Annotated in this window: 11 protein-coding genes; 8 read left to right on the top strand and 3 right to left on the bottom strand. The window is 66.6% G+C overall.

Features of this window, described 5'->3' with window-relative positions; translation table 11 throughout:
• Both GSQ76_RS11975 and efeU read right to left on the bottom strand, forming a co-directional pair.
• On the bottom strand, positions 1 to 650 hold a 650-nt coding region (locus GSQ76_RS11975; protein ID WP_174247332.1), incomplete at its 3' end, for a cupredoxin domain-containing protein.
• Between the two features lie 30 nt (positions 651 to 680).
• Complete coding sequence (efeU, locus tag GSQ76_RS11970; RefSeq protein WP_158744145.1) at positions 681 to 1,505, bottom strand: iron uptake transporter permease EfeU; 825 nt, start codon at positions 1,503 to 1,505, stop codon at positions 681 to 683.
• A gap of 190 nt (positions 1,506 to 1,695) precedes the next feature.
• Between efeU and GSQ76_RS11965 the strand changes: the two genes are divergently transcribed.
• The 8 genes from GSQ76_RS11965 (at position 1,696) to GSQ76_RS11930 (ending at position 10,117) form a co-directional block, all read left to right on the top strand.
• Entirely contained in the window at positions 1,696 to 2,742 is a 1,047-nt protein-coding gene (locus GSQ76_RS11965; RefSeq protein WP_158744144.1) for a methionine ABC transporter ATP-binding protein, read from the top strand.
• Positions 2,739 to 3,401: a methionine ABC transporter permease gene (locus GSQ76_RS11960; protein WP_216851017.1), complete on the top strand. Its 663-nt coding sequence runs from the start codon at positions 2,739 to 2,741 to the stop codon at positions 3,399 to 3,401. Before GSQ76_RS11965 ends, GSQ76_RS11960 begins: the two co-directional genes overlap by 4 nt.
• An 11-nt stretch (positions 3,402 to 3,412) precedes the next feature.
• Positions 3,413 to 4,234 (top strand): MetQ/NlpA family ABC transporter substrate-binding protein, encoded by an 822-nt coding sequence (locus GSQ76_RS11955; RefSeq protein WP_158744143.1) that lies wholly within the window; start codon positions 3,413 to 3,415, stop codon positions 4,232 to 4,234.
• 66 nt (positions 4,235 to 4,300) lie between these two features.
• Positions 4,301 to 5,890 (top strand): ABC transporter substrate-binding protein, encoded by a 1,590-nt coding sequence (locus GSQ76_RS11950; protein ID WP_158744142.1) that lies wholly within the window; start codon positions 4,301 to 4,303, stop codon positions 5,888 to 5,890.
• A 74-nt stretch (positions 5,891 to 5,964) separates the two neighbouring features.
• On the top strand, positions 5,965 to 6,558 hold the full coding sequence (locus GSQ76_RS11945) for a TetR/AcrR family transcriptional regulator (RefSeq protein ID WP_158744141.1): 594 nt from the start codon (positions 5,965 to 5,967) through the stop codon (positions 6,556 to 6,558).
• Between the two features lie 218 nt (positions 6,559 to 6,776).
• Entirely contained in the window at positions 6,777 to 8,564 is a 1,788-nt protein-coding gene (locus GSQ76_RS11940; RefSeq protein WP_254070370.1) for an ABC transporter transmembrane domain-containing protein, read from the top strand.
• Positions 8,565 to 8,593: 29 nt separating this feature from the next.
• Entirely contained in the window at positions 8,594 to 8,767 is a 174-nt protein-coding gene (locus tag GSQ76_RS32625) for a BrnA antitoxin family protein (RefSeq protein WP_158744140.1), read from the top strand.
• A 60-nt stretch (positions 8,768 to 8,827) separates the two neighbouring features.
• The gene (locus GSQ76_RS11930; RefSeq protein WP_158744139.1) at positions 8,828 to 10,117 is read left to right on the top strand and encodes an amidase; all 1,290 of its coding nucleotides are present in this window, start codon (positions 8,828 to 8,830) and stop codon (positions 10,115 to 10,117) included.
• Between the two features lie 18 nt (positions 10,118 to 10,135).
• Here the strand turns inward: GSQ76_RS11930 and GSQ76_RS11925 are convergent, their stop codons facing one another.
• A complete protein-coding gene (locus GSQ76_RS11925) occupies positions 10,136 to 11,581 on the bottom strand; it encodes a DHA2 family efflux MFS transporter permease subunit (RefSeq protein WP_158744138.1) in 1,446 nt (481 codons plus the stop codon).
• Positions 11,582 to 11,917 lie beyond the last annotated feature (336 nt).

Genomic DNA, 11,917 nt, shown 5'->3' with positions numbered 1-11,917 from the left:
ATGCGATGGAAGCCGGTCCAGGTCGGGTCCTGTTCCTTCTTCTCGAAATCGTCCGCGCGGGCGTCCATCGAGGTGTCGAGGTCGTTGAACAACTCGGCAATCGGCTCGATCCGTTCGTAGTGCACGCGGGCTGGGGCGTACAGCTTCTGGGCGTCGGCGAGGTTGCCAGCCTTCACGGCGGTGACGAAGGCGGCGGTGTCCTTCACCAGCGCGTCCGTCTCGCCGATGACGTAGGTCTTGTAGGCGGCGACCGGGGCGGCGAGTTCGGCCGGGGTGGCGGCGGCGGTGTGGGTGCCGGCGGATACAGTCAGCACGCCCTGGGGGTTGCTCAGCAGGCCGCAGGTCATCTTGTAGTCGCCGGGCTCCAGCGTGGCGGACAGGGTTTGGGAGAAACCGGGGACGATGTTCTCCCGTTCGGCCACGACGGTGACGCCCTTCAGGATCTCCCACTCCAGGGCGCGGTGGCTCTGGTTCTTGACGCGGAAGACGGATTTGCCGGGTGGGGCCGTCAGCGTGGCGGGCATGCAGCCCTTGTCGGTGACGGTGACGTCGATCGGGGCGGGTGCGTCGGCGGCGCGGGCGGCTTGCACACCGCACAGCGCCGTTGCGGCGAGGAGATACAGCGATCGGCGCAGGGTGGGCGTGCTCATGGGAGTTGGGTTCTCGGGTTGGGAGTGAAGTTAGGCAGCGCTGCGCATGGCCGGCCGGCGCGGCGGCAGCATGAACAGGACAAGGGCGGGCAGCAGGTAGATGAGGTAGGCGAGCACTTCGCCGACCGCCGGGGTGTCGTTGTAGCCGAGCAGCCCGGCGAGCAGCGTGCCGGTGATGCTGTCGTTCGGCAGGATGTTGCTGAGGTCGAAGGCGGGAGCCTGCAGCCCGTCCCACAGCCCGGCCTCGTGGAAGGAGCGCACGGCGGTGGCCAGCAGTCCGGCGGCCACGAACACGATGACCACGCCGGTCCAGCGGAAGAACACGCGCAGGTTCAGCTTGACGCCGCCCTTATAGATGGCGAAGCCGATGGCGACGGCGCCCAGCAGGCCCAGGATCGCGCCCGCGGGCACGGCGAGGCCCACATCCTGCTGGAAAGTCGCCAGCAAGAAGAATACCGATTCGAGGCCTTCGCGCCCCACGGCCAGGAAGACCATGACCACCAGGCCGAAGCCGGAGCCGCCAGGCTTCAGCGCCGCATCGACCGAATCATGCAATTGCGCCTTGATCGACCGGGCGGCCTTGCGCATCCAGAACACCATCGAGGTGAGCACGACCACGGCGATGACGCCGACCACGGCCTCGAACAATTCCTGCTGCGCCTGGGGGAATTCGGCGCTCGCCAGGTCCAGCCCGATGCCCAGGGCCAGGCACAGCACGCTGGCCAGCAGCACGCCCGCCCATACCATCGGCAGCATGTTCGCGCGCCCGGTCTGCCCCAGGTAGGACGCGATGATGCCGACCATCAGCGCGGCCTCGATCCCCTCGCGGAGCATGATCAGGAACGGAATGAGCATACGGACCCCTCAACGAATGCGAATGATTATCATAAACATCGAGAGATATAAAGGTGCTCCGCTTTTGTGCGACTGCCGCCATGATGACAAATCCGACAGGAAGGGGTGGTGAGGCGGCATACGCAGGCTCGCTTTCGGGGGCGAACCGCCATAAAAGCCCGGCTCCATACCACACCGAAACCAAGGCGCGATGGAGGTCCCGATCGCAGCACCGCCCCCGCTCGTCCGCCTGGACGGCATCCGGAAATCCTATGGTCGCCACGCGCCGGTCCTGGACGATGTGTCCATCGCGGTGCAGCCTGGCGAGATCTTCGGCATCGTCGGCCGCTCTGGCGCCGGCAAATCCACCCTGTTGCGCTGCGTCAATCTGTTGGAGCGGCCGGATGCCGGGCGGGTGGACGTGGCCGGGCAGGACATGCTGGCACTGGACCCGGCGGCCTTGCGCACCGCCCGGCGCGGCATCGGCATGGTGTTCCAGCACTTCAACTTGCTCAGCAGCCTGACGGTCGCGGCCAACATCGCCTTTCCGCTGGCGATTGCCGGGACTGGACGAACGCAGCAGCGCGAGCGGGTGCGGGAGTTGCTGGGCCTGGTCGGGCTGACGGACAAGGCGGAGGCGTATCCGCGCCAGCTCTCCGGTGGGCAGAAGCAGCGCGTCGGGATCGCCCGCGCCCTGGCCAGTCGCCCCTCGGTGCTGCTGTGCGACGAGGCGACCAGCGCGCTGGACCCCGAAACCACGGGCGAAATCCTGGACCTGATCCGCGGGTTGCGGGACCGCTTGTCGCTGACGGTGCTGCTGATCACCCATGAAATGGCCGTGGTGAAAACGCTATGCGACAGGGTGGCGATCCTGGACCGGGGGCGCCTGGTGGAAACCGGCGCGGTGTTCGACGTGTTCACCCGGCCCCGCAGCGCCATCGCCCGGCGTTTCGTGGCCGAGGTGATCGGCGACGACGTTCCCCCCGGCGCCGCCGGCCGCCTGCCCCCGCCGGCCGACCACGAGGAATGCCGCGTGTTGCGCATCTTGTTCGCCGGCCCCAATTCGACCCGCGCCGTCATCAGCGAGGTGTCGCGCCGTTTCCGGTTGGACCTGAACATCATGTCCGGCCGGATCGACGAGATCGGCGGCGAGCCGTTCGGGCTGATGGCGGTGGCGGCGTATGGCGAGCCGGCGCAGATCGATGCCGGCATGGCCTGGATGCAGGGGCTGGGCCTGGACGTGACGGTGCACTCATGACCTGGCTGACCCCCACCATGCAGGACCTGCTGCTGGATGCCGCTGTCGAAACGGCGCAGATGGTGGGCTTGTCGGCCCTGGTCGCGGTGGTGCTGGGCTTGCCGCTGGCGCTGGTGCTGCACGTTACCGGCGCCGGGCAGTTGTCGCCCAACCGGCTGGTCAATCTGGCGCTGGGCGGGCTGATCAATGCGGTGCGGTCGGTGCCGTTCATCATCTTGATGGTGGCGATCGTGCCGTTCACCCGGGTGGTCGCCGGCACCTCGATCGGCACGCTGGCCGCCACGGTGCCGCTGGCGATCGCCGCCACCGCCTTCATCGCGCGGCTGTTCGAGACGGCGTTGCGCGAGGTCGATCCCGGATTGGTGGAGGCGGCGCAGGCGATGGGGGCGACCCGGCTGCAGATCGTCACACGCGTGTTGTTGCGGGAGGCAGCGCCGGGTTTGGTGGCCGCGATCACCGTCACGCTGGTCTCACTGGTCGGGTATTCCGCCATGGCCGGGGCGGTTGGTGGCGGCGGGCTGGGCGATCTGGGCATCCGGTTCGGCTATCAGCGCTTCATGCCTGCCGTGATGGCCACGGTGGTGGTGCTGCTGATCGTTGTCGTTCAGCTTCTGCAGAGTTTAGGCGACCTGCTGGTTCGCCGCCTGACCCGCCGTTGACGGAGATTTCGATGCTGTTCACTCGCCGCACTTTGGTGCTGTCCTCGCTCGCCACCCCGTTGCTGGCGCGCGCCGCCTTCGCCGCCGGGATGCCTGCGGATGCCGGCACCGCTGCCCATCCGCTGCGCGTGGGCGTAACGTCCGGCGTGCATGCCCAGGTGCTGGAGCGGGTGCAGGGTGTGCTGGCGCCGAAGGGGTTGGTGATCAAGATCATCGAGTTCGGCGACTTCATTCAGCCGAACGCGGCGCTGGCCGGTGGCGACATCGATGTGAATGTGTATCAGCACCGTCCGTTCCTGGAGCAGCAGCAGCGCGATCGTGGCTACAAGTTCGCCGTGGCCGGGCGGACGGTGCTGACGGCGATGGCGGTGTTCAGCAAGAAGGTTAAGCACGTCGCCGACCTGCCGGTGGGCGCGCGCGTCGCCATCCCGAACGACCCGACCAATGGCGGCCGGGCGCTGCTGCTGTTGCAGGATGCCGGGTTCTTCAGGCTGACGCCGGGTGCGGATGTGCGGGCGTCGGTGGCCGATATCGTGGAGAACCCGAAGAAATTCCGCATCGTGGAGTTGGACGCGGCGCAGATCGCGCGCTCGTTGGACGACGTGGATGCGGCGGCGATTACGGGCAATTACGCGGTGCCCGCCGGGCTGGACCCGCTGCATGACAGTCTGGCGGTGGAGAAGGGCGATAGCGCCTATTGTTGCCTGGTGGTGGCGCGGGCGGGCGACGAAGGAAAATCCTCCATCACCACGCTGGCCAGCGGCTATGCCGACCCGGCGCTGAAGCAATGGGTGCTGGACACGTTCAAGGGGGCGGTGATCCCCGGTGCCTGATTGGCACGAAACATGCCTGCCTGGTGCAGCCCCGCAGCGCCGCGGGGCGAGCATTAGGAGTTGAGTATGAAGCGTCGGGACCTGATGAAGGCGGCGGGTGCGTTCGCCGCGACATCATTGGCGGCACCCACCCTGTCCCTCGCGGCGGCATCCAAGACCCTGCGGTTCGTCCCGCAGGCGGATCTGCCGAACATGGACCCGATCGTCGGGACCCAGTTGGTCGTGCGCAACGCCAGCCTGCTGGTGTACGACATGCTGTACGGCACCGACAGCAAGGTGGAAGCCCAGCCGCAGATGGCCGAGGGCCACGAGCTTTCGGACGATCACAAGACCTGGACCTTCCGTCTGCGCACCGGGCTGAAATTTCACGACAACACGCCCGTGCTGGCGCGGGATTGCGTAGCGAGCCTGAAGCGCTGGATGGTGCGCGACACGCTGGGCCAGCGCCTGGCCTCACAGATGGACGCGATCGAGACGGTTGATGACCGCAATTTCCGCATCCGGCTGAAAAAGCCGTTTCCACTGATGCTGTTCGCTCTGGGCAAGAACGGCACGAATGTGCCCGTCATCATGCCGGAGCGGATCGCCAGCCTGGACCCGTTCAAGATCGTGCCGGAATACATCGGCTCCGGCCCGATGTCGTTCAAGCGGGACGAGTGGCTGGTCGGGTCCAAGGCGGTGTTCGAGCGGTTTGCCGCCTACCAGCCCCGGCAGGAGAAGTCCGACTGGCTGGCGGGCGCCAAGACCATGCTGTTGGACCGGGTGGAATGGATCACCATGCCCGATTCCGGCACCGCCACCGCGGCGATCCAGAGCGGCGAGATCGATTGGTGGGAGCAGCCGGTCGCCGACGTGGTGCCGCTGATGAAGCGCAACAAGGACATCCATGTCGACATCGCCGACCCGTTCGGCAATGTCGGCGTGTTCCGCATGAACTTCCTGCACCCACCGTTCAACGACGTGCGCATTCGCCGCGCCGTGCAAATGGTGCTGAGCCAGGAGGACAACATGCGCGCCGTGGTGGGCGACGATACGACGTTGTGGAAGACCATGCCGAGCTTCTTCACGCCGGGCACACCGACCTACACCGAGATGGGTGGTGAACCGCTGAAGGGCCCGCGCCGCTACGACGAGGCGAAGAAGCTGCTGAAGGAGGCCGGGTATGATGGCCGCCCGGTGGTGATGCTGGTGGCGGCGGATGTGCCGATCACCAAGGCGCAGGGCGACGTGGCCGCCGACATGCTGCAACGATTGGGCATGAAGGTGGATTACCAGGCGGTCGACTGGGGCACGCAGGGTGCGCGGCGGGCCAGCAAGGCAGCGCCGGACAAGGGCGGCTGGAACATCTTCTTCACCTGGAGCCCGGGGGCGACCACCATCAACCCGGCGGGCTACTCGGCATTGGATGCAGGCGGCGACACGGCCTGGTTCGGCTGGCCGAAATCGGACGAGGTGCAGGCCGACATCGCCACCTGGTACGATGCGCCGGACGAGAAGGCGCAGCAGGCGGCGATGGATGCGACGAACAAGGCCTCGATGGAAGTGGTGACCTACATCCCCACCGGGTTCTTCCTGAGCAACACGGCCTGGCGGTCCAACGTGAAGGGGATCATTCAGAGCCCCTTCCCGATCTTCTGGAATGTCGAGAAGACCTGAGATTCATACGGTGGCAGGCGGCTGCGGCCGTCCGTCACCATTGATAGAACGAGCGTTCTGGTTTACAAACCGGGATGCGCAAAGTCGACCCTGCCAAGCACGAAGAGAAGCGCCGCGACATCCTGCGGGCGGCCGAGCGGTGCTTCGTGCGGGACGGGTTCCGCGGTGCCAGCATTTCGGAGATCTGCGCAGAGGCCGGGATCAGCCCCGGGCATCTGTATCACTACTTCGCCAGCAAAGAGGCGATCATCGGCGCGATGACGCAGACGGGGCTGGAGTATGCGTCGGTCCGGTTCCACGAGATGGCCGAAAGCTCCAACCCGGTTGCCGCCCTGCTGGCCGAGATCGGTCGCGCCAAGCCGGGGGAGGAGCGCAACTGGCAATGCATCATGCTGGAGATGCTGAGCGAGGCGATGCGGAACCCGGCGGTTGCACAGATCGTCACCCGCAACACCCTGGTGCTGCGAACCATGCTGACCAATTTCCTGCGGGAGGCGCAGTCCCGCGGCCAGGTGGATCCTTCGATCGATGCCGAACTGACGGCAGCCGTCCTGTTGAGCGTGATGGATGGCGCCAAGACGCTGACCATCCGCGACCCCAGCCTGAACTTGCCCGGCGCCCTGGAGGTGCTGCGGACGATGATCGGGCGGCTGCTGTCGCCGACCTGATCATTTAGCATATCAGAGTGTTCGCTCTAACAACCTTGACGGGCGTTGTCTTTCCAATGATAGATAGAGCGGTCGGTCTATTATATCTGCCGGCGGTGATCCTGAGATGGAGGACGGCATGAAGCCTATGAAGCAGTTCATGAGAGGTACGCTGGCTTGGGCCCCTTGGCTGATGCTGCCGCTGATGCCGGCCTGCGCCGCACTTCTCGCGGTTTTCGGTGTCGGATAACCAGGCCACCCCGACCCGGATTACGCTGAAGCAGCTTTCCGCCCGGCTGGGCGCGTTGTCGCTGATGCTGCCCTACATGCGGCCGTATCGCGGCCGGGTCGTGGGGGCGACGGCGGCGCTGCTCGCGTCCTCCGGTCTGATCCTGGCGCTGGGCCAGGGCGTGCGGCGGCTGATCGATGGCGGCTTCAGTGCAGGCAGCGAGGCGCGGCTGAACAGTGCGGCGCTGGTCATGGTAGGGGTCGTCGCCGGGCTTGCGATTGCCACCTTCATTCGGTTCTACCTCATTTCGTGGCTGGGCGAGCGGGTCGCGGCCGATCTGCGGCGGGAGTTGTTCGAGCGCGTGATCTCCCTCTCCCCCGCCTTCTTCGAAACAGCCCGCACTGGCGACACGCTCACGCGGTTGACCAGTGATATTTCTGTGCTTCAGGCACTGATCGGCTCGGCGATATCCCTGTGGCTGCGATCGGCCATCCTGATGCTGGGCGCGTTCGGGATGCTGTTGGTGACCAGCCCGAAACTCGCCGGGTTGATCGTGCTGGTGATCCCGTTCGTGGTCGGCCCCTTGGTGCTGTTCGGCCGGCGGGAGCGTCGGTTGTCCCGCGTGGCGCAGGACCGGGTGGCCGATTTGGGCGCCTATGCCGAGGAAACCATCAACGCCCTGCGCACCGTCCAGGCCTTCACGCACGAGCCGGTGGATCGCAGCCGTTTCGCGGCGGATGCCGAACGCTCCGTCGCGACCGCGTTGCGCCGTATTCGCACCCGGGCGATGCTGCTGTTCAGCGTCATCCTGCTGGGCTTCGGCGCCATCGTGTTCGCGTTGTGGGTTGGCGGGCGTGACGTCATCACGGGCAGCATGAGTTCGGGGGACCTGTCCGCCTTCATGTTCTACGCCGTGCTGCTGGCGAGTTCCGGCGCGCAGATGAGCGAGGTTTGGGGCGAGTTGCAACGCGCCGGCGGGGCTGCCGATCGGCTGCGCGAGTTGCTGAACGAACGCCCCACCATCACCGCCCCTGCCCGCCCGGCGCTGTTGCCGGCGCGGGTTGCGGGCCGGGTGACGTTCGACACCGTCAGCTTCCGCTACCCGGCGCGGCCGGAGACCTCGGCGCTGGTGGATTTCACGCTGGACGTGGCGCCGGGCGAAACCGTGGCGCTGGTCGGCCCGTCTGGCGCCGGCAAGACGACGGTGCTGCAATTGCTGTTGCGCTTCTACGATCCGGAAAGCGGCGTGATCCGGTTGGATGGCGTGGATGTTCGCAGCGTGGCGCCGGGTGATCTGCGCGGCCAATTGGGCCTAGTGCCGCAGGACCCGGTGATCTTCAGCACCAGTGCGATGGAGAACATCCGCTACGGCCGCCCCGACGCGACCGCGGCGGAGATCCGCGCCGCGGCGCATGCGGCACATGCAGATTTCCTGGATGCATTGCCGCAGGGGTTCGACACATTCTTGGGCGAGAAGGGCGTGCGGTTGTCCGGCGGCCAGCGCCAGCGCATTGCCATTGCCCGCGCGATTTTGCGCGACCCGCCGGTGTTGTTGCTGGACGAGGCGACGAGCGCGCTGGACGCGGAGTCCGAGCGGGCGGTGCAGGAAGCACTGGCGACTCTGTCGCGTGACCGGACGACGATCGTGATCGCGCATCGGTTGGCGACGGTACGCAAGGCGGACCGGATCGTGGTGGTGGAGGCGGGGCGGATCGTTGCGACGGGGACGCATGAGTCGCTGATCCGAGGGGATGGGGTGTATGCGCGGTTGGCTCGGCTGCAATTTAGCGATGCTTGAGGGGGGCCGATCAATGAAGAAGAAGCCCAGTGGCGAGCTTCCTTTCGCCCTACAGGCGCAATTGGACGTATGAAAGGCGTATCAGCATCCGTGTCGATGCTGATGTGCTCGATTGGCTTCGCACCCGGCATGAACGGTATCAGGTGGAGATCAACCGACTCCTACGGGCTCGAATGGAAGCGGAGGCGAGCAGCCGCCCGTAATTTGCACGCCTGGCACACCCGTTGCTTTGTCCGGACAAACGCCTAGCAACGGAGTGCCCCATGTCCGACGCCCTCACCCCCGACCGGCTGACTGCTAGCCAGGCCTCCGCCAAGCTGCGCGATCGCTCGCTCACGTCCGAAACGTTGGTTCGGGCCTGTCTGGATCGGATTGCGGAGCGGGATCCGGCGGTGCGCGCGTGGGTGTATGTCGATGCGGAGGCCGCCATGCGACAGGCGCGGGAGGCGGATAAGCAGCCGGCGCGGAGTGCACTGCACGGCATTCCCGTCGGGATCAAGGACATGATCGATACCGCGGATATGCCGACCACCCATAACTCGCCGATCTACACCGGCAACCGGCCGAGCCTGGATGCGTCGGTGGTGTCGATCCTGCGGTCGGCCGGGGCCGTCATCCTGGGCAAGACGGATACGACCGAGTTCGCCGCGGCCGGGCGGCCGGCGGGGACGCGAAACCCGTTCGATGTGACGCGCACGTCGGGTGGGTCGTCCGCCGGGTCGGCGGCGGCGGTCGGGGATTGCCAGGTGCCGTTGGCGCTGGGGACCCAGACCGGGGGCTCCACCATCCGCCCGGCGTCGTTTTGCGGGGCGTTCGCGCTGAAGCCGACCTGGGGCGTGGTTAGCCGGGAGGGGATCAAGATCTACTCGCTCACCCTGGATACGCTGGGGCTGTATGCCCGCTCGGTCGATGATCTGGACATGCTGTGCGACGTGTACGCCATCCACGACGATGCCGCGCCCAAGCCCGTCACTGCGAAAGGCGCCCGCATCGCGCTGTGCCGGTCACCGTTCTGGGACAGCGCGACCGAGGGCACGCCGGAAGCCATGGCCCATGCGGCCGAGGCGTTCCGTCGCGCCGGAGCTGAGGTGACGGAGTTGGAACTGCCCGCCAGCTTCGCGCCGCTGGGCGAGATGCAGCGGGTGGTGATGCATGCGGAGGGGCGGGCCGCCTTCCTCAACCTCGCCCGCGGCGTGCCGCATCTCCTGCATGACGATTTCCACTCCCGCGTGGAAAACCGCGACGGCTACTCGCGGCGGAATCTGCTGGACGCGTATGACCAGGCTGCGTTGTGCCGGATCGAGTTCGATCGCATTGCCGCCGGGTATGACGCGGTGCTGACGCCGAGCGCGCCGGGGATCGCGCCCGAGGGCAATACCGCGGGGGATGCCGTGTTCAACCGCATGTGGACGCTGCTGCACGTGCCCTGCGTCAACCTGCCGGGCTTCATTGGTCCGCATGGGATGCCGGTGGGCGTCACGCTCACCAGCCCCCGCTTCACCGACCGCCAATTGCTGGCAGTGGCGAAGGCCCTGGCCCCGACGCTCGTCTAGGTGCCGGGGTGGCGGCGTCTAGGCTGCCTTCTGCTTGTGGCCGCTCGCCGCCGCTCCGTCCTCCGCCTTCAGCTGCAAAAAGCCGGGGGCGGAGACCAGGGTGATCAGCGCCACCAGCACGAAAGCCAGGTGGAAATCCGCCACATCCGGGAGCCGGCCCGGCCCGGCGATCACCCCCAACAAGGCCGCCGCGGTCGATACGCCGAACGATACGGTCAATTGCTGGATGACCCCGCCCAGGCTGGTGCTGCGGCTGAGCTTGGCGGCCGGCATGTCGGCGTAGGTCAGCGTATTCGTGGTCATAAACTGGGTGCTGCGCAGCACCCCGAACAACAGCACCATCAGGAACACGATCCAATGCGGCGTGCTGGGTTGCACCAGGGCAAACGAGGCCGTCATCGCGGCGCAAATCACCCCGTTCACCGACAGCAGGCCGCGATAGCCGAATTGCCGCATCAACTTGCCCGAAATCGGCCGCACGGCCAGGCCGCCAATGCTGGCCACGAAGGTCAGCGAGCCGGACTGCACCGGCGACAGGCCGAAGCCGATCTGGAACATCAGCGGCAGCATGAATGGCACGGCATTGACGCCCATACGGCTCAGCCCGCCGGCCATCGTGCTTACCCGGAAGCTGCGGATCTTGAACAGGCTCAGATCCAGTGCCGCGTCCGTCCGGCGCCGGGCATGCGGAACGTAGGCGCATAGTAGCGCGATGCCGAGCGCCGTCAGCCCGATCGCCAGCGGACGTGGTACGATGGCGTGGCCGACGTTCTCCAGCCCGAATTGCAGCAGGCCCAGGCCGCCGCCGCATAACAGAAAGCCGGTCACGTCGAATTTCGGTGGCGCCTCCAGCCGCACGTCCTCGACGAAACGCAGCGCCAGAAACACGCCGACGATGCCCACCGGCACGTTGACGTAGAACACCCAGCGCCAACTGGCGTAGGTGGTCAGAAACCCGCCCAGTATCGGCCCGATCGTCGGGCCGATCACGGCTGGGATGGTCATGTACGTCATCGCGGTGACCAGTTGGTTGCGCGGGAAGGCGCGGATCAGCACCAGCCGGCCGACTGGCGTCATCATCGCCCCGCCGAAGCCCTGGAACACGCGCGTCATGACCAGTTCCGGCAGGGAGTTCGACAGGCCGCACAGTGCGGATGCTACGGTGAAGATCACCAGGGCTGCGGCAAACACCCGGCGTGCCCCATACCGGTCGGCGATCCAGCCGCTGACGGGCATGAAGACGGCGAGGCTGAGCACGTAGGAGGTGATCGCCAGGTTCAGGGATAGCGGGGCGACTTGCAGCGTACGGGCAATATCCGGGATCGCAGTGGTGACGATGGTCGAGTCCAACTGCTCCATCAGGAAGGCAAACGCCACGATCAGCGGGATCAGCAGGCGCAGTTTGCGGCTGCGCATGGCGGCGTAGGTCGGCTCGGTCTCGATCGGCACACTGTTGGCTGTCATCGTCGGGTTCGTCTCCGTGCCGCCTCGCCTAGGAGGCATCTAGCATGTGCTGTGCCTGCGGCCGCGCACGGCAGGCATGTCGCTTGCACCAGTCAGGTATCGCCGCCGCCGGGGCGTTCTGCCACGGTGGTTGCAAGGGCGGGGTGGCTATGGATCGCGCAGTTGTCCGAACAATTGCCGCGTTTTGAAGCGGCTTCGCCCGCGCGACAAGTCTGGACCGGAGCGATCGTGTGACAGCCGACCTGCATAGCCTGACCATCGACGAGGCCCAGCGCCTCATTCTCTCGCGCGCCTTGTCCCCCGTGACATTGGTCGATGCCTTTCTCGCCCGGATCG

It is taken from the genome of Acidisphaera sp. L21, assembly GCF_009765685.1.
In the GTDB taxonomy this organism is placed as follows: domain Bacteria; phylum Pseudomonadota; class Alphaproteobacteria; order Acetobacterales; family Acetobacteraceae; genus LMUY01.
Note: the sequence above shows the minus strand (reverse complement) of the source record. Positions and strands in the feature narration are given on the sequence as shown.